Source organism: Gorillibacterium timonense (genome assembly GCF_001457415.1).
Taxonomy (GTDB): domain Bacteria; phylum Bacillota; class Bacilli; order Paenibacillales; family NBRC-103111; genus Gorillibacterium; species Gorillibacterium timonense.
Genome location: NZ_LN881724.1, coordinates 933,090 through 959,150 on the forward strand (window position 1 = coordinate 933,090; position 26,061 = coordinate 959,150).

19 protein-coding genes, 1 pseudogene and 1 riboswitch are annotated in these 26,061 nt (G+C 53.8%); of the genes and pseudogenes, 10 read left to right on the forward strand and 10 right to left on the reverse strand.

Translation table 11 applies throughout. The features are described from left to right. Positions 1-767: 767 nt before the first annotated feature. Complete coding sequence (locus BN2684_RS25050; RefSeq protein ID WP_392389017.1) at positions 768-1,331, reverse strand: M15 family metallopeptidase; 564 nt, start codon at positions 1,329-1,331, stop codon at positions 768-770. Between BN2684_RS25050 and BN2684_RS25055 the strand changes: the two genes are divergently transcribed. From BN2684_RS25055 to BN2684_RS16830, 4 genes and pseudogenes are all read left to right on the forward strand, one after another. Further along, the gene (locus tag BN2684_RS25055; RefSeq protein ID WP_234340339.1) at positions 1,324-1,710 is read left to right on the forward strand and encodes a hypothetical protein; all 387 of its coding nucleotides are present in this window, start codon (positions 1,324-1,326) and stop codon (positions 1,708-1,710) included. The genes BN2684_RS25050 and BN2684_RS25055 overlap by 8 nt on opposite strands. 269 nt (positions 1,711-1,979) lie before the next feature. Further along, positions 1,980-5,774, forward strand: a complete 3,795-nt coding sequence (locus BN2684_RS16820) for a glycosyltransferase family 39 protein (protein ID WP_058303293.1) — start codon at positions 1,980-1,982, stop codon at positions 5,772-5,774. Between the two features lie 29 nt (positions 5,775-5,803). After that, positions 5,804-6,757: pseudogene (locus BN2684_RS16825) on the forward strand (glycosyltransferase family 2 protein); the annotation flags it as partial. Positions 6,758-7,107: 350 nt separating this feature from the next. Beyond that, the gene (locus tag BN2684_RS16830; RefSeq protein WP_058303294.1) at positions 7,108-7,623 is read left to right on the forward strand and encodes a GtrA family protein; all 516 of its coding nucleotides are present in this window, start codon (positions 7,108-7,110) and stop codon (positions 7,621-7,623) included. Positions 7,624-7,709: 86 nt separating this feature from the next. Here BN2684_RS16830 and BN2684_RS16835 read toward each other — a convergent pair whose 3' ends face one another. Continuing rightward, on the reverse strand, positions 7,710-8,195 hold the full coding sequence (locus BN2684_RS16835; RefSeq protein ID WP_058303295.1) for a DinB family protein: 486 nt from the start codon (positions 8,193-8,195) through the stop codon (positions 7,710-7,712). Positions 8,196-8,449: 254 nt separating this feature from the next. Further along, a riboswitch (cyclic di-AMP (ydaO/yuaA leader) is annotated at positions 8,450-8,604 on the forward strand. Positions 8,605-8,608: 4 nt separating this feature from the next. Here BN2684_RS16835 and BN2684_RS16840 point away from each other — a divergent pair. Continuing rightward, complete coding sequence (locus BN2684_RS16840; protein WP_058303296.1) at positions 8,609-9,457, forward strand: 3D domain-containing protein; 849 nt, start codon at positions 8,609-8,611, stop codon at positions 9,455-9,457. 336 nt (positions 9,458-9,793) lie between these two features. Next, on the forward strand, positions 9,794-12,091 hold the full coding sequence (locus BN2684_RS16845; RefSeq protein ID WP_058303297.1) for an S-layer homology domain-containing protein: 2,298 nt from the start codon (positions 9,794-9,796) through the stop codon (positions 12,089-12,091). A 331-nt stretch (positions 12,092-12,422) separates the two neighbouring features. Here the strand turns inward: BN2684_RS16845 and BN2684_RS16850 are convergent, their stop codons facing one another. Continuing rightward, a complete protein-coding gene (locus BN2684_RS16850; protein ID WP_234340264.1) occupies positions 12,423-12,869 on the reverse strand; it encodes a MarR family winged helix-turn-helix transcriptional regulator in 447 nt (148 codons plus the stop codon). A gap of 134 nt (positions 12,870-13,003) precedes the next feature. Between BN2684_RS16850 and BN2684_RS16855 the strand changes: the two genes are divergently transcribed. Then, entirely contained in the window at positions 13,004-13,969 is a 966-nt protein-coding gene (locus tag BN2684_RS16855; RefSeq protein ID WP_058303299.1) for a quinone oxidoreductase family protein, read from the forward strand. 147 nt (positions 13,970-14,116) lie between these two features. Here the strand turns inward: BN2684_RS16855 and BN2684_RS16860 are convergent, their stop codons facing one another. The 6 genes from BN2684_RS16860 to BN2684_RS16885 form a co-directional block, all read right to left on the reverse strand. After that, a complete protein-coding gene (locus BN2684_RS16860; RefSeq protein WP_058303300.1) occupies positions 14,117-16,153 on the reverse strand; it encodes an S-layer homology domain-containing protein in 2,037 nt (678 codons plus the stop codon). 290 nt (positions 16,154-16,443) lie between these two features. Next, positions 16,444-16,893 (reverse strand): RpiB/LacA/LacB family sugar-phosphate isomerase, encoded by a 450-nt coding sequence (locus tag BN2684_RS16865; protein WP_058303301.1) that lies wholly within the window; start codon positions 16,891-16,893, stop codon positions 16,444-16,446. Next, positions 16,890-17,681, reverse strand: coding sequence for a DeoR/GlpR family DNA-binding transcription regulator (locus BN2684_RS16870; protein ID WP_058303302.1), 792 nt, complete (start codon positions 17,679-17,681; stop codon positions 16,890-16,892). Before BN2684_RS16870 ends, BN2684_RS16865 begins: the two co-directional genes overlap by 4 nt. 141 nt (positions 17,682-17,822) lie before the next feature. Beyond that, positions 17,823-18,806, reverse strand: coding sequence for a class II fructose-bisphosphatase (gene glpX / locus BN2684_RS16875; RefSeq protein WP_058303303.1), 984 nt, complete (start codon positions 18,804-18,806; stop codon positions 17,823-17,825). A gap of 363 nt (positions 18,807-19,169) precedes the next feature. Next, positions 19,170-20,594 carry a SpoVR family protein gene (locus BN2684_RS16880; protein ID WP_058303304.1) on the reverse strand — a complete coding sequence of 475 codons (1,425 nt, stop codon included), beginning with the start codon at positions 20,592-20,594 and terminating at the stop codon, positions 19,170-19,172. A gap of 105 nt (positions 20,595-20,699) precedes the next feature. Further along, positions 20,700-22,019: a condensation domain-containing protein gene (locus tag BN2684_RS16885; protein WP_058303305.1), complete on the reverse strand. Its 1,320-nt coding sequence runs from the start codon at positions 22,017-22,019 to the stop codon at positions 20,700-20,702. A gap of 169 nt (positions 22,020-22,188) precedes the next feature. Here BN2684_RS16885 and BN2684_RS16890 point away from each other — a divergent pair, with 169 nt between their 5' ends. Together BN2684_RS16890 and BN2684_RS16895 are read left to right on the forward strand one after the other, a co-directional pair. Continuing rightward, on the forward strand, positions 22,189-22,749 hold the full coding sequence (locus BN2684_RS16890; protein WP_058303306.1) for a TetR/AcrR family transcriptional regulator: 561 nt from the start codon (positions 22,189-22,191) through the stop codon (positions 22,747-22,749). A gap of 152 nt (positions 22,750-22,901) precedes the next feature. Further along, positions 22,902-23,240, forward strand: coding sequence for a hypothetical protein (locus BN2684_RS16895; protein ID WP_058303307.1), 339 nt, complete (start codon positions 22,902-22,904; stop codon positions 23,238-23,240). An 89-nt stretch (positions 23,241-23,329) separates the two neighbouring features. On the opposite strand, the gene BN2684_RS16900 is transcribed toward BN2684_RS16895, so the two are convergent. Next, positions 23,330-23,989 (reverse strand): 3'-5' exonuclease, encoded by a 660-nt coding sequence (locus BN2684_RS16900; protein WP_058303308.1) that lies wholly within the window; start codon positions 23,987-23,989, stop codon positions 23,330-23,332. Positions 23,990-24,241: 252 nt separating this feature from the next. Between BN2684_RS16900 and BN2684_RS16905 the strand changes: the two genes are divergently transcribed. Continuing rightward, positions 24,242-26,014 (forward strand): methyl-accepting chemotaxis protein, encoded by a 1,773-nt coding sequence (locus tag BN2684_RS16905; protein WP_058303309.1) that lies wholly within the window; start codon positions 24,242-24,244, stop codon positions 26,012-26,014. Positions 26,015-26,061: the final 47 nt, after the last annotated feature.

Below are 26,061 nucleotides of genomic sequence, written 5' to 3' on the forward strand. Positions count from 1 at the left end.
CCCCTTCTTTTGTGAGTTCATCGAAGCCTGTTTGGCGAAGCTGGCGCTGCAAGCTCGAAAGGCGCTCCTAGAAATCTGACGGAAACAACGGTTGTACAGCACGAAAAACACTCCCAAAAATTTAATGGAAGCAGCAGCTGTTAATAAGCTCAAAAAGGCGTATTTAAAATCTTACGGAAATGGATGCAGTTATTTCATTCGTATCCGAGTGAATATCGGCGATTGACCCCGATTAGCTGCGTGTATTTCCGCTAGAATTTATATTCTCTATTAATCGATAAAATAGCGGTGATAGCCGCCGTTAGCGAAAAAGGAGCTTCGTCGCTAATCAACGTCAACAAGTAACCGGGCACAAGAAGGCCAGTGACAAGCGAGCAGGCGCAAGTAAGTGGACGCAAGAAGGCTAGAGCCGAGGAGGTTGACGACGAGTAAGGGTGCGCAAGAAGGCTAGAGCCGAGGAAGTTGACGTCGAGTAAGGAGGCACAAGAAAGCAATCGGCTTCCGAGTTGTTACAGAGCAATGTGAGGGAGAAAAGCATGCGGTTCTTCCTAATCGATATGAATGCGCGTAACCCTTTCGTTGAGCCGATGAATCGTCTTCTTGGAGGACTAACCATCTTTTTTTCATCGATCCCTCCTGCTAAGCTGAAGTGGCTCTCCTAACCCACAATTGACCATCCTGCATCTTGACATTATTGGAAAATGTTGCTTTTATGAGGGTGACGATCCACCCAGAACCCGGATGAAGGAGGATCGTCTGCTGGGAACTCAAGGAGCGGTTACCGGGATGGCCTGATTGAAGTATTCGTCCAGGGTTACGCCTTGCTTGACAACCTCCTGGGCGAGCTCTTTACCCAGATAACGGATATGCCAAGGCTCATACATGTACCCCGTGATCTTCTCCGTACCTTTCGGATAACGGATGATGAAGCCATATTCAGAGGCATGCTTGGCGAGCCATTTGCCTTCCGCCGTCTCGCCGAATTTCTCGCTTAGCTGGTAATTGACACTCTTGCTCGATACGTCCATGGCGAGTCCCGTCTGATGCTCGCTTGTGCCTGCCCTCGCGCTGTAGCGGGAAGCTTCCGCTTCCCCATCCCGCTTGACATAAGCGTTGAACAGGGATTCCTGCGTCTTATAGGAACGATAGCCGGAGACGGCATACAGGATCACGCCGTCCTTCTTGGCTCCGGCGAACAACTTCTCAAGGGCGCCGGCCGCTTCCTTGCGCATCTTCCGCTTCTCCAGCTTTTCGCTGAAAGAGAAGCGGACGTTCGGCTCCACCAGATCGGCCGGAACATAATCCGCAGGAAGCTTCCGCGTTTTGTTCACCCAGACGGCAATCTCGGCGGGTTTGGCAATGGTCGTGACGGCATCGCCGGGCTTGGCAGTCGGCTTTGGCGAAGCGGCAGGCTTAGTCGTCGGTTTCGCCGTCGGCTTGGCAGAAGGAGTAACCGTTGGCTTTGCCGTCGGCTTCGCCGTAGGTTTCGCCGTTGGTTTAGCTGTAGGTTTGGCAGTGGACGTTCCCACAGAAGGCTTCGAAGAAGCCGCAACGCCGGATTTTACCGGTTGTGTGGATGGAGTTGCGGCTGGGCCTTTCGATGAATCCGAAGCTGATGCGGAAGGAATTGCGGACGGAGACACGCTTGCTGTGATGGGCGTTCCAGATACGATTTCATCCGGAGTAAGACTCACTGCATTCTTAGGGTGAGAGCAGCCTGCGGTCAACAGAAGAGCGCAGGCGAGCAAACTGAGTTGGTAAGTTGTTTTATAAGAAATGGGGAACACCTCCATGATTGACCTTCAGGTTTTCTAATCGGTGCATGTGCAGGGAATGAGCAAGGATCTTGCCACGTACTTAAAGACGGATGAAACCGGGCAAAGGTTACACATGGGAACGAATTCGGGAGACTGACTACCTTTTCCCGCCGCAATTTGGCATAATGGACGGAGAACGATCGAACGGAAGGGGAAGTTTTCTTGTTCAAGAAAGCACTCGGAATGCTGATGGCCGCTGTCCTTTTGGCGGCAGCTTTTCCAGGAAGTGCGGCTCACGCCGAGAATAATTTGCTGCAAAACGGCGGATTCGAGAGTGTAGGGGCCGGACAGCCGAGCGCCTGGACCCTCGATGTCTGGTCTGCGGGAGAGGACTATTCCCGTCTGACCATTCAACAAGATGTCGTACATACCGGAACTCATGCGGCACTCATCGAGAATATTCAACCCAATGATGCCAAATACGTGCAAAAGGTAGCGGTGGACGCCAATTCCGTGTACAAGCTGTCCGCCTATGTGCGCGTAGATCAAGCGGACGCCGAGACGAAAGGCGCGAATATCTCCGTGCTCGGGATCGGCGATACCTCGGTGGACCTGAAATCGACGAACGGCACCTGGCAGCTGATCGAGCTGTACGGAAAGACAGGCAAGAGCCAGAAAGAGCTGCAAGTGGCGGTTCGCCTGGGCGGTTACGGCAGCCTGACCAAAGGGAAGGCTTATTTTGACGACGCCAGCTTGACCAAGCTGAGCGCCGCTCCGGCTGGAGCGTCCGTCATCGATCTGGCACCCAAAGGCTCGGATATTCCTGATGCCGTCTCCGCTATGGGGATCGCCGGAGTATCGGCGTTGTTCGCCTTGCTCTATTTCTTTGTCTATCAGCGCTGGGTTCGACCACAACCCATCGGCGGCAGCCGGGAAAAGCGCCATTTCGGCCTCTTGTTCGCCGCGGCAGCGGTGACGGCACTCGTCCTCCGGTTTTATCTGGCTGTGAAATCGCCGGGATACGAGGTCGACGTCAATACGTTCAAAGCCTGGGCCAACAAAGCGGCCAGCGGAGGACTCGCTCATTTTTACGACGGGCAGTTTGCCGATTATCCGCCAGGCTATATCTATGTGCTGTGGGTGCTTGGTACTTTACAGCAAGCCTTCCACATCGATTGGGCATCCAAATCGGCTCTGCTCTTAATCAAGCTTCCGGCTCTCATCGCCGATGTAGCTATCGGGTATTTGCTGTACCGCGAAGGGGCGAAGCGGCTTAGTTCATCTGCAGGCTTCGGTCTTGCCCTGCTCTTCCTGTTTAATCCGGCGGTTCTCGTCAATTCGGCAGGCTGGGGTCAGATCGATTCCTTCTTTACGCTCGCTCTGCTCATCGCCCTGCTGCTGCTCGCAACTGACAAATGGGAGGGCTCTGCGGTTTTCTTCGCCATCTCCATTCTGATCAAACCGCAGGCATTGATCTTCACGCCTGTTTTTCTGTACCAGGCCATTCGCAAGCGGAAATGGACGCGGCTAGGCGCCTGCATCGCCATCGGGATTGGCGTGTTCCTCGTGCTTGTCGCCCCGTATTCCTTGAATCAGAGCAGTCCGCTGTGGATTGTCGATCTCTACAAATCGACGCTCGGCCAATATGCTTACGCCACGTTGAATGCCTTCAACGTTTATGCCTTGTTCGGAGCGAACATGGTTTCGGCCGATACCGGCTCTCCCTTGACCTACCAGATGGTCGGGAACGGGGCGATCGTGTTGACCGTGCTGATGTCGGCCTACTTCTTCTTCCGGAAAAAGACGGAGGGAGCGGACAAGCTGTTCTATACCGCGTTCTTCCTCATCTTCATGGTCTTCATGCTCTCGGCCAAGATGCACGAACGGTACCTCTTTCCGGCGCTCGCGCTCGTGCTGTTCGCTTTCCTCTTTTCCCGGGATCGGCGGCTCCTGCATCTGTTCGCGGGCCTCAGCGTGACGCAGTACTTCAATGTGCATTACGTCCTGAAGAGCGCGGCGATCGGCCAGCCGCATATGGCGAAGCATGATGGCATCCTCCTTGCCATCTCCTTCACATCCGTCCTTCTTCTTCTCTGGATGATCAAGATCGGTTACGACCTCTATATAACCGGGCGCAAGGTTCCAGTGGAGCCGTACCCGGAATACGACAAGCTTCCCGCCGAACTGACCGGAACTGCCTTGCTGCATTCGCCGGACAGCGGGGCAAACATGATGCGGTTTGCACGTCGCGACTGGCTCTGGATGGGCGTCATTACCTTGGCCTATGCGATCGTAGCGTTCATCAATCTCGGGTCCTTCCATTCGCCGGTGACGACCTGGCAGCCATCGTATGCCGGCTCCGCAGTTGTGGACCTTGGCGAAGTCCAGCAGATCGACCGGGTTAATACCTTCGGTGAGATCGGAACGGGCAAATTCCGCCTTGAATTTGCACAGGAGCCGGGCAGCTTCGGCAATGCAGTTACAGTCGAGAACACCTACACCAAGATCTTCTGGTGGAACGTTCAAGAGCTGAACGTAAAGGCTCGTTATGTGAAGGTGTCAGTGGAAGAATCGGGCTTTGCGCTGAACGAGATGGCCTTCTATCAAAAGGACAATCACACCCCGCTTAAGATCGCCTCCGTTCAAGAGGATGCCGAGCATCCTGCCACCCGGGGCAATGCTTCCTTCCTCTTCGACGAACAGAAGGATGCGGTCTATCAGCCGACATTTATGAATCAAACGTATTTCGACGAAATTTATCATGCGCGGACCGCTTATGAGCATCTCCATATGATGAAGCCTTATGAAAATACCCATCCGCCGCTCGGCAAATTGATCATGGCGGTCGGCATTTGGCTGTTCGGCATGAATCCGTTCGGCTGGAGAATCGCGGGAACCTTGGTCGGCATCCTGATGATTCCGCTCATGTACGTGTTTGCCAAGCAGCTCTTCGGACGTACGGAATATGCGTCCCTTGCGGCGCTCCTCATGGCGGTCGATTTCATGCACTTTGCTCAGACGCGCATTGCGACGATCGACTCCTACGGTGTATTCTTTATCATGCTGATGTATTATTTCATGTATCGGTATTACAGCATGAGCTTCTATAAGGTTCCGCTCCGCAAGACGCTCCTCCCGCTCTTCCTCTCCGGTCTGTTCTTCGGGATCGGTGCGGCGAGCAAGTGGATCGTTATCTACGGCGGAGCAGGCCTTGCGCTGATCTTCTTCCTGTCGCTGTTCGAGCGATACCGAGAGTGGAGGACGGCAGGCAAGCTGCTGAAGCTGCCGGAGACCGCCGAACAGCCGGAGGTCCGGGCCGAGCTCTTGTCAATCCGTCGGCTCTTCGGGCGTTATGCGGCGAAGACCGTCGCCTGGTGCACCTTGTTCTTCGTCATCATTCCGGTGGTGATCTATTCCTTATCGTTCCTGCCCATCATGAATGTGCCAGGAGAAGAAAAGTCGTTCCATCAGCTTGTACAGTACCAGGAAAACATGTATAACTATCACAGCAAGCTGAAAGCGACTCACGGCTTCGGCTCTCCTTGGTACGAATGGCCGCTCATGGTCCGGCCGATCTGGTATTACAGCGGGAAGCCCGCCGTTGCCGCCGACCAAGTATCGAGCATCTGGTCCTTCGGCAACCCGGCGGTTTGGTGGCTCGGTCTCGCCGCCTTCATCGCCATGCTGTTCCTGCTGAAGAAGAACAAACATCGCGGAATGTTCGTGGTAGCGGTGGCTTTTTTCTCGCAATTCCTGCCTTGGGTGCTCGTCACGCGGCTGACCTTTATCTATCACTACTTCGCCATGGTGCCGTTCCTGATCTTCTCCATCGTCTATATATGCAAAAGGGCGGTTGAGAAGTGGCCGAAGTTTCGGCGAGCCGTATGGGCTTACGCAGGTGTTGCCATTGTGCTGTTCATTATGTTCTATCCCGTCTTGTCGGGGATGACCGTATCCAAATGGTACGTCGATCACTTCCTGCGCTGGTTCGGAACCTGGTATTTCTACACCGGTTGACGGTTTTGTCTATAAGAAAGGGGATTCCCATGCCTGAACGTATTCGAATATCCATTGTCATTCCCATGTACAACGAAGAGGAAGTCATCGCAGAGACGTATCGCAGGCTCCGGGAAGTGATGCTGCAGCAGCCGGAACCGTTCGAGCTGGTTTTCGTCAATGACGGAAGCCGCGATCGGACGGCGGAGATTATCCGTGAGATTGCGAGCTTCGATCGGACGGTTCGACTGATCGATTTTTCTCGCAACTTCGGACATCAAGTTGCCATCAGCGCCGGAATGGACTATGCCTTGGGCGATGCCGTGGTCGTAATCGATGCCGATCTTCAGGATCCGCCGTCGGTCATCCTCCAGATGATCGAGAAGTGGAAGGAAGGCTATGATGTCGTATACGGACGGCGCTTGAAGCGCAAAGGCGAGACGTTATTCAAGAAAACGACAGCGAAGATGTTTTATCGGCTGCTGAAGAGCATGACGACGGTGGATATTCCGGTCGATACCGGCGACTTCCGGCTCATCGATCGCAAGGTGTGCGATGTGCTGCGCAGCCTGAAGGAGAAAAACCGCTACGTGCGCGGTTTGGTCAGCTGGGCCGGCTTCAAGCAGACCGCCGTTGAATACGTCCGGGAGGAACGCTTTGCCGGGGAAACCAAATACCCGCTTAAGAAGATGCTTCGCTTCGCGGCGGACGGCATCACGTCGTTCTCTTACAAGCCGCTCAGGCTCGCGACTTATCTCGGTATGACGGTTTCGGTCGGCAGCTTCCTCTATCTGATCATCGTCATCGCCCAAAAGCTGTTCACGAACAGCACCCAGGAGGGGTGGGCATCGACCGTTGCGATCCTGCTCTTCTTCAACGGCATCATGCTCATGCTGATGGGGATTATCGGCGAGTATATCGGCCGGATCTACGACGAGACGAAGGATCGCCCGCTCTACATCGTACGCGAGGCGAGCGGATACCCGGCGGACCATCGGAGCGAGGCTCGCACCGACATCCGGGTAGGGAGTGGAGTTCAACCTCGCCGTGAGACCGAAGAGCGGGAGGAGCTCGACCAGGCTGAGCAGTCTCGTTCCGGCGAGGAAGGGGGCGCCGTCGGAGCTTCGAGCGCTCAGCCGGTCATCCCCCGGTTGGATCCCGAAGCGGAACGCCGCGCGCGGATGGAATCGCTCGTGGGCAAGCTGCCTCAGGAGCGTCTCTTGAACTATGGAGCGGGGACGGGGTTGGAAGCAGCTGCGCTCGACGAAGAATGGCCGGATCAGAACGGATATCGATCGGAATCAAGCGAGATGAGGGGGACGAAACCAGGTCCCGGCGAAACGGGGTCTTCCGAGTGAATCGCCTCCAACGTCTCGTGAAGAAGTTCGAAGACTTGCTGAAATTCGGCATTGTGGGTGTAGCGAACACGTTCGTTGATTTCGCCGTATACACAATCCTCTATTACTTCGGAGTTCCTTATCGGGTAGCCCAATGCTTCTCTTATGCGGCGGGAACCTTGAACAGCTATATTCTGAACAAGAAGTGGACCTTTGCAGCCAAAGCCAAAGACAGCGATCAATCCGTTCAAACCGGTAGCACTCCTGGGTCGGGAGAAGCGGGCTCGGTCCGCCGGATCGATTATCCGCAAGCCATCCGTTTTCTGATCGTGAATCTCATCTCCCTCGGAGTCTCGCTTGTACTGCTGGGCTTCTTGAAGGAGCAGCTCGGCCTGCACGCGATAGCAGCCAAGCTGCTGGTCACAGTGGTGACGACCCTCTTAAATTTCGTCGGTAGCAAGCTTTGGGTATTTCGTAAACCGGTTAGCGGGGCAGCGAACAAGCCCGGCTCCTCCGATGGTTCCCTTGTTTAACAGATGTTTAAACTCATGATTTAACCCTATAAGTGTAAGAAGCAAAAAACAGACCGGGCGCCGGTCTGTTTTTTCATTGTTAGTCATCAAGCCTGCTTCATGTTGTGTTCAACTGCTTTGCGAAGACTCATGATGCAGCCGTGATGGATCCCTTCATGATGGAGACTGAACAGGAGCATCTCTCCGATGGTATTCATTTGGTAGCCGAGCCGTTTGAACGGCTTGAGCGCGAGCTCGTCCATTCGGTTGGCGTAATGCGTGCACAGATGTTGGCTTTGTCCCTCCAGAAGATCACGCAGCTCAGGCAAGGTTGGAGGAGGAGAGGTCCAATTGCTTGGGGTTGTCCCGTTCGAGAACAGCTGAAAGATCGATTCGTCCAATTGAGAAGCTTCTCCAGCAAAATGGGTGAAGATGGTTTCTTGGACGGTGAGGATATGTCCGAACTGCCAACGAATGGTATTGGAAAATCCAGGGGGCTGGATGTCCGCCATTTCCTCCGTCAATCCGTCCATCGCTTTCATGGTTATGGTGCGCACCAATCGAATTTGTCCGAGCCATTGCTCATGATTCATCGTACACACTCCTGCTGGATGGTTTTTTTCAGTATAGTACATTATGGAATAATAGCAATCCACAATAGAGTACTTCCAACAATACCCGGTAGGTTTGCTTCATTTGCTGTGGTAGACTCTAGCAAAGAGAATACCAGTTTGAGCGTGTTTTTCAAACCCCTGAGAGAATCGAAGCGGATGATCCCAGCCGCATGAATAGGAGCCAAAGAAGCTCCGATCAGGTGAAGCCGGTTTGAAAACGCGCTCCAGTTGAGCAACAAGAAAGGCCGAGGTTTCCATAATGGAAACGCGGGGGACGATTTTCTGCAAGCCGGTATGGCTTGCTTTGGGGTGAATCGCAGCGATGCAAGAGGAGGGCTCCCCTTCCTCAACCCGACAACTAACCCCGTAGGCCGAGCTATCGGGAGGTTTACGTGAGAAATTGCTTACCGGGTATCATCTTTCTACTTCTGTGCGGACTCACAATCGCCGCAACGGAAGGCGTCCATTCGACGGGCGCTTCGCTTGCTTCCGGGACGGAGCCAATAACGGTCTCATCATCGGTTGAGCCTCTTGCCTGGGCAACACCGGATGCTCTTCTCGAGGCATCGAGCTTGTCCATGCAGATTGCGCAGCAAACTCCTTCGCCTGAAGCGTCCGCACTGGCAGCTACACCAACGTCGACACCGGAGGTAAAGCCGACCACCAAGCCGACGGCAAAACCGAAGGCGACGGCAGCCCCTACCGCCAAGGTTCAAACGAAGAAATTGGCGGCTCGGACACCTGCTCCAACAGCCGCATCCAAAGCGGTCGCGAAGTCGTCTCCGAAGCCTGCGAAAGCGAAAGCGACGGCTGCTTCGCAGAAGACGCAATCGGCTTCCAGCCAAACCTCAAGCCAGAAAGCCTCCGGGTCCGGGACTCAAGGCAAAGGACAGGTGGCGACCGCTTGGGGTGAGATGCTTTCCTTCAAGCGGGCACTGAGCGTGACGGCAACGGGCTATTCATCCGCACCGGATGAGAACGGGTGGGGAGCGGTCGATTATTACGGCAACGAGCTGAAGCTCGGCACCATCGCCGTCGACCCGAACGTCATCCCGATGGGCAGCAAGGTGTACGTAACTGGCTATTCCAGTTCGGGCTTACCGGGAAAAGGCATGATCGCCTATGCCCGGGACCAGGGAAGTGCCATCAAGGGTGCGAAGATCGACATCTTCATCCCCGGCGGCAAAGAAACGGCGCTTGCATTTGGAATCCAGTCTATCAAAGTATACATACTGGAGTAACGCTCGTTCATCGAATCGCCTGCTTCAGAGAAACTCAAATGACAGCACTATTCCGTAGAGAATAGCTGCTGTCTTCTTTTTTTGGGGGAGATTCAGCCATTCGATCGGTCTGTGCATATGTTTATCCTCGTCCGTATCCGACCTCGTATCGTTCAGGGCTACCATGCATCCCCATTCTAAAAAATGAGGTTCGTTTCTGTCTATGGCAATGGTTACACAAACCTGCTTGTAAAGATTTTTTTAATTCCCCGCAACCTTTTTTTTCCTTCAATCGTTGTATAGGTGCATAAGTTTGGAAGGACCCACCATCTTATTCGTGACAAGGGAGTCGATCGGATGAAGGCAAGAAGAACGGTAGGGGCAATCGGCATGTCCGCTGTCCTTCTATTTACGGGAGCGCTTCCCGTTTGGGCGGATGCCAGTCCAGCTCAACCAACGGGAGCGAGCAACACCGTAGTAGAGGGTTCGGGGCAAAAGGACACCACCCCGGCGAAGGCGAAGATCAGCAAAGAAGAGGCGCTCAAGAAGGCCAAAGCGATGGTAACCATCCCCACTGACTACAAACTGACAAACACAAACTTCAATTCGGATGCGTGGTCCACGGAGAATGGCAGCTGGCAGTTCAATTTCGAGAAAACCTTGAACAATCGTACTTACGGGAACATCAATGTCGTAATCGACGCGGAGACCGGCAAGCTAATCACCTTCAACCGTTTCAACAATGATCCCGACAAGCAGGTCGTTTATCCTCCAAAAGTCGATTATTCTGCCGCAAAAGAACTTGCCTATTCTCTCTTGAATAAGATGAATCCGGAGGAAGCCGCTTCAACTCTGTATGACAGCACCCAGGATGAGAACTTCATCCAGCCGCTGCAAGGGGACTTCAGCTACAACTTCCGCTTTGACCGGGCGGTAAACGGAGTTCGTTATCCTACCGACAGCATTTCCTTTCAAATCGACAGCAACGGAGCGCTCATCGGATATTACTATGGATGGCATACCAGTTCCAAGTTTGAGCCGTTGAAAACAAGCATAACTCCCGAGAATGCACTCGCAACCTATAAAAAAGTGAGCAAGCCCTATTTGCAGTACATTCAAACGACTACCAAGGATCACAAGGCGAAGATCGCTCTTTCTTACACCCTTTATACGTATCCATTGGATGCGGTGACCGGTTCGCTCGTCACGGATTGGGCCTGGAATCCCAGTGAGTGGAAACCGCTTACGGAGAAGCCGCTCGCAGCGATGCCGGCCAAAGGTCAAAATCTCACCGAAGCGGAAGCCATCGCCGCCGCCAAAAAGCTGCTACCACTTCCGGCTACCGCTGTATTGGAGTCCGCCAATTACAGTGAATACCAGGACATGTACATGGGAGACGGAGTGCGCAAGGTTTGGCAGATGAGTTGGACGAATGGCAAAGACAAGGACATCACCCGTTACAACGCCTCCGTTAATGCGGATAACGGAACGATCACCAACTATAACGAGGACTCCTACGGGATCTACCTGCCTCTCTCCAAGGAGGAAGCCGCCAAAGCGTTGGATGATGCCAAGCTGACGAAAGCCGTTGAGGATTTCGTGAAAAAGGCGCTGCCGCAGTACTCTCATCAGCTCGCTCTTGAAAAGAGCATGAATGCCACCTATTTGGCTAAGGCGAACGAGGGCACAAACCGGATTACTTACTACAATCTGTACCGGCTGATCAATGGAATTCCGACAGAGATGGACAATGTATCCGTGGGCATCGACCGAACCAGCGGAAAGATCTTAAACCTGTATGCCAATATCAACCCACTCGAATATCCGTCTGCTAAGCCGACGACGATTGATGCGGGCAAAGCGCTTGATCTGCTGCTGACCCCCTATCATCTGGACTTGCAGTACATGGATGTGGCGACCACCGATTCCTCGATCGCCTGGAAGGATCGTCAGCCGGCGAAGCTCGTCTATATGCCGCTTATGACGAATTATGACAACGTCTATTTGGATGCTGAGTCGGGGAAATGGATCAAACGGGAGACCGGCGAAGAAACCCAACTCGGTAAATCGACCGCGACGGATATCAGTGGGCATCCCGCTCAAAAAGAGCTGCAGCTTCTGATCGATTACAAGGCTCTGGACGTTAAGGACGGCAAGGTGAATCCGGAGCAGATCGTCACTCGCGGAGAATTTATCAAGATCCTGGTGATCGCGCTTAACGGGGGCAATTATTATCCTCAGTATTCATCGAGCCGCGCAAACACCTACAAGGATGTTCTGAACACCTCTGCCTACTTCGCTTATGTAGAAGCGGCTGTTGACGCCGGTATTCTTGACCGCTCTTCGGAGAGCTTGAACCCGGATGGGAAGATGACCCGTGAAGAGATGGCCCAGCTGTTGGTTCGCGCACTCGGCTTCGATAAGTTGGCGGCCAAGAGCGACTTGTTCAACTTGAACGTCAAGGATAGCGATCAGATTAAGCTGAAAGGGCAAGCCGCGATCGTTCTCTCCCTTGGCATTATGGAGAAGACAGCCGATGGAAACTTCCTTCCGGCAGGAGAAGTTACCCGCGCGACAGCAGCGGTCACCTTCTACAAGTTCTTACAAGCCCGCCCAGCGATGCAGTCTTCTCCGCTTCGGAATATCTATTATTGAGAGTAACGATGTAGGATAGCAAGCGGCCCCGAATCGACAGAAAAGCTCTTCGAACTCGCGCCTAACGGCGCGTATCGAAGAGCTTTTCGCTGTTCTCATTTCAATTGGAGACGAAAATAATACGTGCGGATAGGGAGTTTCACGAGGGTGTTCTCAGCGACCTATTCGTCGTATAAGAGTTTTCTCAAACGAACGATTGTCCATTTCGGTCCCCAATTATATAATGCACCGGAAATCGTGTGTAGGTTGAGGAATGTCATTCCCGTATGATCGAGAGAAGCGATAGTTCCGGTGGTGGCCGCCGCATGGGCAGAGACCGGTGGTCAAGTGATCAGGCCTCAGCGAGAGAAGAGGCTAACACCTTTCCCGCGATCCCGATAAGCTGGGCGCGTTCGGCCTCTGTTAAGCCTTCGAGGGTGGCCAGGATTTGTCGCTCGATCTCGCCGCTCGCCGCTAGAACCAGGTCCCGCCCGTCCGGCGTCAGGCGGACCGTAAACCCGCGTCGGTCATGCTGGGAGACCGTGCGTTCGACAAGGCCACGGCCTTCAGCGCGGCTGACGAGTCCGGTAATGCTCGACTTGTCGAGTCCCAGGTAGCGGGCGAGCTGGAGCATGCCGGGTTCTCGGTCCTGCAGGATGCCGAGCAGCCGAATCTGGATGATCGACAAATCGTGGGAGGCGCCGACCCGGCCGAGGATGGAGTGAATCAGGAAAGAAAACTGAACAGCGCTGTCCACGAGAGATAGCTCGTTTTGACGGGAAGGTGATTCGTGGTTCAAGGTCTGGCCTCCAAGCATGGGGTTTATTGGTTTTTCCATTGTACCATAATTTCCATTGACTTTGTATGTGACACAAACTATATTGTTTGTATCACAAACTAATATAAAGCAAAGTCGCAAATGGAGGTTTTCTTATGCGTGCAGCAGTTGTACGTTCGTTCGATTCTGCTCCCCGGTATGAATGGTTTGACCTGCCTCAATTGGCCGGGCCGTCAGAAGTCCTTGCCGAGGTTCTAGCTGCGGGCCTGCACCCCCGTGTCCGGTCCCAGGCGGACGGTTCTCACTACACCAGTGGCAAGGAACTGCCGATCATCCCAGGCATCGACGGGGTGGGTCGACTGCCAGACGGTCGACAGGTCTATTTCGTCGCACCGAGTACCCCGTATGGGACACTGGCGGAAAAGGCTGTGATTGACCTGCGCCGCAGCGTATCTTTACCTGAAGGGGCTGATCCGGTTCGGATCGCTGCCGCCATGAACCCGGCAATGTCGTCGTGGGTGGCGCTGCGGCGCCGTGCGGATTTTCAGCCAGGGCAGCGGGTGCTGGTGTTAGGCGCGACCGGTAACTCGGGGCAGATGGCTATCCAGATCGCCAAGCTCTTGGGCGCGAGCCAAGTCATCGGCGCGGGACGCGATCCGGAGCGCCTCCATGCGCTTATGGAGTTAGGCGCTGATGAGACCGTCTCCCTGGAAGGCGATCCGAAGGAGGCGGCAGACCGGTTGGGCGAGGCAGCTGCAGAGGTTGACGTCGTAATCGACTACCTGTGGGGGAAGCCTGCGGAGTTAGCCATGCTTCCCTTGCTCACTCGGAGATCGGACCGGGGCCGGGCGTTGACTTGGATTCAGATCGGCTCCGTGGCTGGACCCTCCGCGGCTGTGCCTTCAATCGCACTTCGCTCCGCCAATTTCCGCTTGCTCGGCAGCGGCCAGGGGTCGGTCTCGACCGCCGGGTATGTCGCCGAATTCCCATCGCTCATCGACGCGATTACGGCTGGCAAGCTGAAGGTAAACGCGGTGGCATTTCCACTCTCGCAAGTGGAGGAAGTGTGGAAGGCACCATCCGATCCGGGGCAACGGATTGTATTTTCTCCGCAGGGATAGACAGGCGGGCGATGAATTCTCCCGAATAAAGCAAAGCGTCAAGGAACGGTTTCCACGTCCTTGACGCTTTGCGTTTTGGTTACTGCCGAAGCTTGGCTGCGAGAAGATGAATGGGTTTGGCCTTCGTAGTGAATGCCGGAAAGCGTCTTAATAGTCGCTGTCGGTGTGGATCTCAAGCCAGCTTTGCAGCCTCGCCAGCATAACGGCGGCCTCTGCGCGGGTTGCGGACCGTTCCGCGCCAAAGTGGGAGGAGGTTTGTCCCTTGACGATCCCTTGATCCAATGCGATGGCGACAGAGCGCCTCGACCAAGTAAGGGAGCCTTGATCGAGGAACGGACGCAGCAGCTCCTCCTGCTTGGCGGTACTAGGTGGAGCAAACGAAGCCGTCAGCGTCATCAAACGGCTAATCATGACCGCCATCTCCTCCCGGCTGATCGGAGCATCCGGGAGGAACCTTCTGCCCGGATACCCGGTTGTCACGCCGAGGTCGGTGAGAAAGCGGGCGCTGGAGGCGTACCAGCTGCCGGAACGGACATCGCTGAAGCCAGATGCCGCATTCGTACCGGCGGGAGTTCCTCCGATATACAGGCGCGACAGCAGCACGGCGAATTCGGCTCTTGAAACGGGGCGATCCGGCTCGAACCGGTTCGGAGCCGTCCCTGTGATCACGCGATCTCTTGCTAAGGCGAGTACGCTGTCCATGGCCGGGTGCCCCTTAAGATCGGAGAAGGAGACCGTAGAAGTCAAAGGCTTAGCCGGACTGATCCGTTGAAAGGCGGACCAGATATCGGCCGTTTCTTCCCCCATGTACCAGGCAGCCGCCCCGCGCAAAGCATAGTCTTGGATCAAAGCGGTTCTTCTCTTCATGGAGTCGAGATCTTCGAGCCAAATCTGGTGCGCCACACCGGAGGACGTGTAGCTGACTCGATTTTGCTCCGTGGCGGAGTCCCAAGCTTTGCGCAGACCCAGGCGTTTAACTAGCTCAGCAGCTTGAGTGATCGGCATGTATTCGCTGCTGACACTTCCCGAAGACGGGATGGCCCAGTCGCGGGTGTAGAAAGGTAAACCGAGAATCACTTTCTGGCCGGGAACGTCATTCAAGAGCAGGCGGACGCCCTCTCTCAGCCAAGGGAGCGAGCTGACGGAGCCGGCTGTAGGCGATCCCTCCCAGTGCTCGTCGTAGCCCATCAGGATGATAAAATCGGCAATCTCCCCAAGCTTCCTGCGGTCGAAGGATCCGGACCAATAGGGATCGGGGTTCGTGCGGCTGACATCGACCGATATTTTTTTGCCTAGAGGATGAAGGGCATCTGCAAGCTCTTGCACGAAGGTGACGAAGAGAGCCTTGTTATCCGGTTGAATGTTCTCGAAATCGAGGTTGATGCCGTCGGCCATTGTTCGCTTTAAGGATGCAGTGATGGCGGCTATGGCAGCTTTACGTGAATCGGCGGATTTGAGAAAACGGTCGGTCATGTCCGAATCGAAGCGATTCCCGAACAGCGGCCAAACCTCTTGGCCGAGGGTATGACTGGAGGCGACATAAGCAGCATCATCGCTCACGGAGAGAGGACCGTCCTCCTTTTCTAGGAAATACCAGCGCGGTGAGACGACGTTCAGTTGATCGGACACCCGATTTTGTTGATGATAGGTTTCGCGGTCAGCAAACGCATTCCACCCCAGGACATACCGTTTCACCGGTCTCAAGGTCATTAGAGCTTTATCGACGTATCCGGTTTTCCCGTCCAAAAGCTGCAGCTTAATGGAGCTGGAATCTTGCGAGAGGACAGGGTATTCCTCACCAGCTGTGAGATTGGCAAGCAGGCGAGTGCGCTCTCGGTCAGAGTAGACGGGGGTGTGAGAGGCTCTCGCGGCGGCAGCCAAGTAGGGCATCACCTCGGGGATGGCCGGGAGGCTGACTTCGACAGCTTTGGCAACAGAAGTCGCTGTAGCTGCAGTGGCAACGGTGGCAACGGAGGTTGCTGCAATGGCCGTGGCAGCGGAGGCCGATGCGGATGCTGTGAATGCTGCGGCAGCTGTTACAGCATGTGTCGCCTCTTCTTGTGAAGCAGCATAAGCCTCCTCCCCCTTTGTAGCAGGGAAGGCGGTAGGCGGGACGGCGAGAGACAAGAGAAGAAGGGACAGCATGCTCCGTTTGAGAGTCTTCGAGAAATGAAATACTGGCACTTGATCAATCCTTCCAAAATAGAGAGAGTCTTCTCTATTGTAAAAAAGGAAGCTTCCGAGACCTAGTGAGTTTTATTGGAAAAAGAGAGCGCAGTCCGGTCTGCCAAGACGAGAAAAGCCGCTTGCCTGAAGCTTGGCAAACGGCTGTTGCTAGGGATTGCGGCTATGATTCGTCCGATTCTAGTAAGGAAGGGAACGGATACCGGGTGAGGAATTCGCTACGAACTTTCTCCGACATTGGCTTATCGGATGAAGGCGGTGCTCACTCGCTTGCCCGGGCCATCCGCGGTTCAGCCGAGACGGTTGCGTTCGTGCTCAATAATCTTGCCGACCTTCCTGGCGGATTCGCCTCCGCCAAATTCCGAGGCAAGCCAAATGTCGATGACGAGCTTGGCTTCCTGCCAGTCGATGATCCAGGCGCCCATGGTGAGAATCTGCGCGTCGTTGCTCTTGCGCGCCCGTTCTGCTGAGATGGGGTCGTGGCATAGGGCAGCCCGTACCCCCGCCACCTTGTTGGCGGAGATCGCCATGCCGTTGCCTGTGCCGCAGACCAGGATTGCTCGGGATTCCTCTTCTCGCGCAATGAGATCGGCGGCGGCAAAGGCGATGTCCGGGTAATCCGCAGGCTGATCCGAATGGCAGCCGAGATCCCGGACATCTATCCCTTGCTCTCGTAAGTAGGCTTTTATCTGCTCCTTTAAGACAAAGCCGTTATGATCGCAGCCAAGCACAAGCCTCATACGCTTCGTCCGGCTTTCTCGATGCTGACCGTATTCACGCGGATGTTCCGACTTCGAAGATCATCCAATACGTCGGAAGGAGCTCCGTCGTCGGTGATGAACGTGTGAATCCGGCTCGTGTCGGCATAGCTGGCGATGGAATTGACATTTATCTTCGAGCTGTCCATCAGCGCGATGACCTTGGATGACGCTTGGACCATTCTGCGCTTGAGCTCCACCTCATAGAGATTGAAGTCCATGAGGCCGCCGTCGATCTGAAAGCCTGCCGGAGAGGTAAAGAGGCAATCCACTTTAATCTTATTCAAAATATCTTCGCCGAGCGTACCTTCCACAGCGCCTGAACCTACGCGGAGTACGCCTCCGATCAAGATGACGTGCATGTTGGGGTTTTCCTTCAGCTCCAGCGCCGTGTAGATTCCGCTCGTCACGACCGTCAACCGATAGGGGAGCTTGCGGAGATGCTTGGCTAACTCCAGGGCGGTCGTGCTGGCATCGACCAGAATGCATTGGCCGTCTTGAACGAGCTCGGCGGCTTTTCGGCCGATGGCGGCCTTCTCGGGCTGGTGACGCCTCTCGCGTTCGGCATAAGCATATTCCGGTCGTGCTTGCTCGACCAGGACGGCTCCGCCATGGATTCGGCGGACAAGGCCCTCCTCTTCGAGCAGGTTCAGGTCGGTGCGCAGGGTCGCTTCCGACACGTTCAACCGGACGGACAGCTCTTTGACGGATGCCCGCTGGTTCTCAGTCAAATAATCAATCAGCAAAGTGCGCCGCTCATCGGCAAACAAGACGATCAACTCCATCGTTCATGAGATGTCAGGTTTCGAAAGCACGGGCAGAAGTATCTGCCTGGTATGAGCCCCTTAAGCTCATTATTTAAGCTGTTAGGCTCATCCGATTCGTCCTTCTCAGCGCTTTTAATACGCTCCTTAGCACAGTTCGGCAACGGGGAGCCGGATTCCTGCCTTCTCACTCTTCATAAAATAAACCTGACGCCCTTGTCCGATCCCCAGCATCGTATGAACCGCCCAATTGCCGCCGGAGTTCCGCCGTACACCGGACAGCAGCATGCTGTCGGTGATCCCGGTCGCTGCGAACAGACAATCATCGGAACGGAGAAAATCCTGCATGAAGAGAGGGGTGTCCGGCAGAACACCCATGAGCCGGCAGCGCAGCGCCTGCTCCTCGTTCTCTGGCTTCAGGCGACCCTGCAGCTCGCCTCCCAGGCAGTGTAGAGCCACAGCCGATACGACTCCTTCGGGTGCTCCTCCGATGCTGTAGAAAAGGTCAGCCGCCGTATCCGACAAGGCCGTCGCGATCGAGCAGGAGACATCGCCCTCTTGAAATAAGGCCACCTTCGCTCCCGCGCGGCGGACCGTCTCGATGGCTTCTCGGTGACGGGGGCGATTCTGAATGGACACGGTCATTTCGCGCATGTCCTTGCCGAGCGCTTTTGCCGTCTGCTGCAGATTGTAGAGGAGAGGAGCCGTGATATCAATCTGCCCGGCAGCGGCCGGACCGACGGCAAGCTTTTCCATGTAGGTGTCGGGGGCGTGCAGCAGGCAGCCTTCGGGCGCGATGGCGATGACCGACAGGGAGTTGTCGAGTCCGTCCGCAACCAGAGCGGTGCCTTCCAAAGGGTCGACTGCGATATCGACTCGCGGCCCTTGTCCCGTCCCGAGCTTCTCGCCGATGTAGAGCATCGGCGCTTCATCAAGCTCGCCTTCTCCGATAACGACCGTGCCTTGCATCGGCATCCGATTCAGCAGCGACCGCATGGCTTCTGTGGCTGCCCCGTCCGCTTCATTCTTGTTCCCGCAGCCGATCCATTCGGCGGAAGCGATCGCAGCTTGTTCGCATACGGCTGCAAGTGAGAGACCCAGGTGATGCACCGGCTCAGTAAATCCGTTCATGTTCGTTATCCCCTTTTTCGAACTCCGTTACTTTATCCGCATTTATCTTAAATGATTTTTCGTTTATTATCGATATCTATCGAATCATTTTCGTATGATTTTCGTCTATTGTTGAAAAATCGTAACAAAAAACCCGCCGAGTGGCGGGAAAAAGGTAGAGGAGTAGGGCCCGATTGGTCAGCCAAGCACCCAAATGGATCGTGAGCAGACCGAAAGACTAGCGGATTCGAGCACCCAAATGGATCGTGAGCAGACCGAAAGTCTAGCGGCTGAGCACGTCAATGGACCTGAGCGGACCGAGCAGCGAATAAACCTGGCTGACTGATTAGCAACCAAGCGACCAATCGGCTCTACAAGAAGCTCTTAAAGAAACTGCCGTTGGTGCTTGTGGCCGTCGTAGCTGAACAGGACAGGTTTGTCTTCCACGATCGTTTCCAGGTAGACGGGTTTACCCCAAAGCTGTTGGACATAGGGCAGGGTCTTTTCGATGTATTTGAGATCCAGCTCCATCCCCTCATAGCCGTGCTTCAAGTACAACTCTCCGCGCTTGCCATAATCGCCGTTCTCGACGGTCAGGTAGGGAAAGCCGCCGTTCACCCGTGTATAGACCAGCTGATCCCGGACCCGGTGCCACGTTTTATCGGTGATCTTCCAGTCGCTGCCCTTCTTCTCGAAAATGTACAGGTCCAGGTCATCGACCAGCTCTTTGGTCAAGTAATTGCGCAGGAAGGACGTATCCGAATCGAACTCGCGCACCTCGAACAGCTTCTCCCGGCCTTTGCCTGGCTTTCGGCCGAAGCGTTCGCGCTCTTCCTCCGTCGGAGAGTCCCAGCGCTTCTCGATGTCTTCGTAGATTTTGTAGCCGAGGTAGTAGGGATTCAGGCTGTGCGTCGACGGGACGACGACGGAGGAATTGAGCTTGGAGAACTCGATCGTCTCCTCGGGAGTAAGATCGAGCTCGCGTAGGATGCGGATGTGCCAATACGAAGCCCAGCCCTCGTTCATGATCTTCGTCTCCATCTGGGGCCAAAAATAGAGCATCTCATCCCGCAGCATCGTCAGAATATCCCGCTGCCACGGCTCCAGATCGGCGGCGTACTGCTGAATGAACCACAGCAGATCCTTTTCAGGGCGCGGTGGGAACCGTTTGGTGGGCTCCTTGGCTGGAACGTTGGAGGCGGCTGGGTCGGCTTCGAGATTCCACAGATCTTCATACCCGGTTTGCGGAATGTCGTTATCCGCTTCCGCCGCTTCCACAACCCCGTACCGATTGGGTGAATAGGGGCGGACCAAATCCGGATCGATATGCTCCTGAATCGCCAGCACCGCATCGAGAAAACGCTCGACCTTATCGGCGCCGTATTCAATCTCGTACTGTCGGATGCGCTCGGCGGTGGCGGACATGCTCTCCACCATGTCACGGTTCGTCTTGCTGAAGCGAGTGTTGTTCTTGAAGAAGTCGCAGTGGGCGAGCACATGGGCGACAATCAGCTTGTTCTGGATGAGCGAGTTGCCGTCGAGCAGGAACGCGTAGCACGGGTTGGAGTTGATGACGAGCTCATAGATTTTGCTCAGACCGAAGTCGTATTGCATTTTCATCTTGTTAAAGCTTTTTCCAAAGCTCCAGTGGCTAAATCTCGTCGGCATTCCATAAGCCCCGAACGTGTAGATGATATCCGCCGGGCAAATCTCATAACGCATCGGGTAGAAATCAAGGCCGAAGCCCTCCGCGATCTCAGTAATTTCCGCAATGGCCCTCTGCAAAGCCGCTTCCTCTTCGTGGTTCAAGCCGTTCCCTCCCCCAGCCGGTTGATCATGCTTCGTATCATATATATGGAAAAAGCCAAGGGATGATTCGGCGGGCTCAGCTCATGCATCATTTCAATCGTGTCATTATCCCTGAAATGAAAGGAGTTCCTTTTGTAGAATAGAGAAAAAGGCATCAACATCACTTCTAGCCATTTCCGGCTCACAATAGCCTACTGTAAAAGTTAGCCTTTGATCATAGCTGCTTACTCCCAGCATAAAGCTTGGTGACCGAAAGACAGGCGTTACCAAATAAGCTTGCTTGGCTATGAGACCCCCAAAATTCAAAGGATACTTGGCAACGATTCCCATATTGGATAGATTGATCGTAGACATTCTGCTTTTTACGGCTTCTTCCCATGCGGCTTTTATCGAAGCAACCGCATGTTTAAACCCGATTCCCATTAACATCTCCAGTGTTGCTGCGCTGTGAATACCAGGTTTATTATTCTTAATTTCATTCATGACAAGCGAAACTCGCTTTAGTGTCGCAAGGGGGCTTTCTCCTTCCCTTTTTGCTATTCTGTGATTGACAACGCTGGATAGATTACAAATGGCATCCGCTTTTTTGTCAGGCAGATAGTTGCGCAGATCATAAGTAACACAAATTTCCATTGGTTCTGCTTCTTCGGGTTGAACGATCACGAACAGGGCTCTGTAAAAGGCAGTCAAAATCAAATCGTTCAGTGTCGCACCGTTTACTTTGGCGTAGGAATGAAGGGTACCGGTTTGACTTTTATCCAATCTCAGAGTGGAGAAGTGGAAGCTTTTTGCCTCTACCTCCTTATAGGGAAACGACCAAGTCGGCTTTAAGGCAGCTAGTTGTGGATTAAATGCCAGAAGGGGGTCCTTTATCCCGAGTGTTTGGAAAAGTCTTGCTGCATCTCTTTGACCCGCAACGTTGGATTCTGGACGATAGGTTTCATCTTCGCCTAAATGATTATAAATTTTCAGCAAGAGCTGCAAATATTCCTTTGCCCCTCCGCCGTCACAACAAGCATGATTCAGTTTGATGCACAGGGTGTCGGCATTGTTTGAACGGATCAGCTTCACTTGCAGTTGTTGTTCTTCGGAATCAAAGGGCTGGGTGAGTGTTATTGTCAGAGCTTCATCCCTGTCCTGCACCTCTTCCCAACGAAAGCAGTTCCTTGCATCTAGATGTTCAAGCCTTTCCCAGAACGGCAGTTGCTCATTCTCCACAAATGTACAGCCCAAGATAGGTTCGGCATCGATAGAGAGCCTGACAGCCTTTCTCATACGAGGAATATTCAGCCTATCCTCAAATTCCAAGATAAGTTGGATCTGCCTATTTGCATTCCATAGATGACCAATGTAATTGGCCCAGTCCTGCCCGTTTGTAGGAAATTGGTTTGGTATGTTATTGCCGTTCCGTATGTCATCCATCATTTGATATCCTCCTTACTTCTTTATAAAATGAAAAGTCACACTTGTGGCACTCATCTAGCTATACCATAATGAGGAGGAAGAAAATCGTCAATGAAATGCGGACAGGTGCGCCATTCTATCCAAAATGTGGCACTTTGTTCCTCCGTTCATTTGAGAAGAAGGTGCCGATATGAAAACGACTGAAAATCCTATCGCAGTGCAATCCCAAAAATGGCTTGTCTCATCCTTGCTAGATTTAATGAACACACAAAATTACTCGAAAATAACCATTAAGGATCTTGCAAAGCACGCCGATTTAGATAGAAGAACCTTTTATCGAAACTTCCAATCGAAAGAAGATGTCCTCTGTTTTTATATTCGGGGGATGTGCGATGAATATATCGAAGCTCTATCGCATGAGCAGAATCCATCTACATTTCTAGCAGCCAAAACCTATTTTTCCATATGCCGAAAGCATCTTGAGTTTTTCAATCTCCTCCTTAAGCAAGGGTTGTTGGGATTTCTTCTATTGAAATTTGATGAGTTTATGCCAAGCTTACAGCAGCAAAATCTATCACAGGATTTGAAACACTATTATGGCGAGGACATTTCGTATCTATATGCCTTTAACAATGGCGGCTTTTGGAATATGTCCATCCAATGGATTCGAAATGGTTCTATTCAGACTCCAGAGGAGATGGCTAACATCGTCTGTAAAATTGTACATGGCATGTCGGAGTGTGGATTCTAACCGATCCATTTCCCGGTTGTGGACGGACAAGGCCTGCGCCGAGGGGTGCTGGATGAATGGCAACAGGTGCTTTCCTGACGCGGGAAGGAGCATTTGAAATAAATAGCGAAATTTGTTGAGAAAGCTGGTACGATATCCCATGGAGGGATGAAATGAAAATTGTGGGAATAAAGAATCTATCGGTCGAACAATTGAAAAGTGAGCTGCAGAGAGGGGGGAAATTCGTAATCTATCAATATAGCTTCTCCGTTATCATCATGAGCTTCAAGCGAAGCTCAAACGTGCACTTGATCAAATACGGAGAAAGCTCCTTCGCCAAGGGACTGCTTTATACGCTCCCGACTCTTCTTTTGGGCTGGTGGGGAATTCCGTGGGGTCCGATCTATACGGTATCGACTGTTATTAGCAACAGCAGAGGCGGCAAGGATGTTACGGAAGAGGTGAAGCAATCGCTGAACGCTTTTTACGAAGGAGTGACTACTTTTTCTTAAGGGATCATCCGAAGAAAGAGAGAATCGGGTCCATAAAAAAGAGGGAACCCCGCCATTCGGCAGCGTTCCCCTCTATTTGGAATGTGCGTTTAGCCTTCCTTCGCATCAAGTGCTGCGGCAATGAGCTTGGCTGCTTTGGTTTGACGCTTCGGGGTCTTCGGGGCCTTGATCTTGCTGAAAGCGGAATAGCCGCCAGGATGATGCAGTCCCGGCTGAAATCCGTTCTTCCTCGCCAGTTCGTCCAAGCTGCGGACGCCTTCCTGCTCTAGCATGGCCAGAGCGATTCTCGCGCAGGCGTACGCATCCTCATCCGCTCGGTGATGCTCGAATTCTATACCAAATGAGGTAGACAAGTCGGACAGCACATAGCTTTTGCGTTCCGGCCACAGGCTCTTGGAGAGAAGGTACGTGCAGTAGTAGGAGAGGGTCGGGTATTCCATGTCAGTATGATCCAGGCAATACCTCAGTACGCTCATGTCAAAGCTGGCGTTGTGCGCGATGACCGATTGCTGGGATAGGAAAAGGGAAAGCTCCTTCCACACTTCGGAGAAGGGGGGAGCGCTCTGCGTCATGGCGGGCGTGATTCCGTGAATCGAGATATTAAATCGGTCGTACCGGTTCCCAGGCGGTTGAATCAGCTGATGCACTTTTTGCGTGATCTGCCCGTTTTCTACCACAACAAGCCCGACCGAGCAGGCGCTGCCGCGATGAGAGGTAGCCGTTTCAAAATCGATTGCCGTAAAATTCATAAGTTCACCTTCACCTGTCGAGATTGTACCTCTATTCGGGATTGCACGGGGAATCTCCTGCTAAGTCGGGAAAAACGAAAAGTAGTCATTGGAAAAAATTGATACCATTCTTTTATCACAATGAATCTAATTAAAACTCTTCTTCGTGCCGATATCGTCCATATAACCGTGTCGAGTACAGTCGAACGATTGGTTAATTAGTCGCAGCGTGTGCCGGCAATTATTGACTCACGTACTGATAGGAGGGGGCTTATGCGTTCCATTCGAACCAAAATTTTCACCTTGACTTGCTTGGTCGTTTTGTCGACCACTTTGCTCCTTACTTCCCTGTCCATGTTACAAATTCGGGCGGGTAACGAGCGTTCTCTTCAGGAGCTGTCGAAAACCTTAACGGACGATTATGATGAGATGATCCGCGGACAAGTGGAAACGGCAATCAGCATGCTGCAGACCTCCTATGACGTTTCCGTCAAGAAAGGACTCTCCAAGGAAGAAGCCAGCAAGGATGCCGCGGAGCTGCTGCGGAAGCTGACGTACGGTGCCAACGGATATTTTTGGGCGGACACGACGACGGGGGTTAACGTCGTTCTCCGCGGAACCGATACCGAAGGCAAGAACCGTTGGGACGCCGCGGATACGAAGGGCGGCAAGTACATTCAAGCGATTTTGGAGGCGGCCATCAACGGCGGCGGGTATTCCGATTATTGGTTTCCGAAGCCCGGAGAAACGGAAGCCAAGCAGAAACGAGCCTACAGTCAAGTCTTCGCTCCGCTCGGTTGGGTAATTGGAACGGGCAACTATGTGGATGATATAAATTCCATTCTCGATGCCAAGCGTCAAGAGTTAAATCAAAAGCTCCTGCATGATGAGCTTCTCCTCAGCGGAGCCAGCTTGCTTATCTTGATGATCGCCGGTTTCGTCGCTTATCTCATTGGCGGACGCATCGTGAAGCCGATCAAGGTGATGACGGCTGCCATTCAGGACATGGGCAAGCTGAAATTCCACAGCCTTGCCAGCTTAACTGCCTTGCGCCGCTACCGGGATGAAACCGGGACGATGGCGGGAAGCCTGGAGGACATGAGCACAAGCCTCGGGAATATGGTTCGGAAGATCAACAATGTCACGATGGAGCTCAGCGCCAATGCCGAGGAGCTCAGCGCATCCGCATCTGAGAACAAACAGGCTGTCGGCCAAGTGGCGACCACCATCAATGAAATGGCGGAAGGCAATGAGCATCAGGCGGCAGACGCCTCCAGAACCAATGAGGTGCTGCACGAATTCGGCGGGCATGTGGAGCAGATTTACCAGCAGACCTCGGATGGAGCTTCCTTTGCCAAAGGCACGCTGGCGGCGGTTAAGGAAGGCCGCCAGCTGCTCGAGAAGCAGAACGAGCAGGCTCGAGAGAACCTCATCATCACCCGCGAGGCGGATGAATCGATGAACGAGCTTGCGGAGATGATGCATCAGGTGGAGGAGATCATCGGGCTCATCCGATCGATCGCCGATCAGACGCATCTCTTGTCCCTGAACGCGGCGATTGAAGCGGCTCGCGCCGGAAGCGAGGGGAGAGGCTTCGCGGTGGTGTCGCATGAGATCCGCAAGCTGGCTGAGAATGCCTCTAAAGCGACAGACGAAATCAGCGGCCATATCCGCTCCACGATAGAGCGTGCGGGAACGACATCGGGCCGCATTCGTCAAGCCCATCGTTTCGTGATCGAGCAGGCGGAGAGCTTGAAGGCGACGGATGAGAAGTTCGGTGAGATCTTCCATTCGGCCGACGAGATCGTTCACTCCTCGGTGCAAATCTCCGAGTCGCTGGAGAATCTCCGGGAGATCGCCCAAGGGATATTGGAACGGTCGCAAAACCAGGCTGCCGCTGCCGAAGAATCCGCCGCTGCGATGCAGGAGATCTCCGCATCCGCGGAGGAGCAGGCCGCTTCGCATGAAAACCTGGTCAACGCGGCAGGCCAGCTCGCCGTCATGGCAGAGCAGCTTGCCGAGGAGATGGGCAAGTTCGAGGTGTAAGAGCATGAAGTAAAGAGGAGGAGGCGCCGGCCCGTCAGGGTATGGCG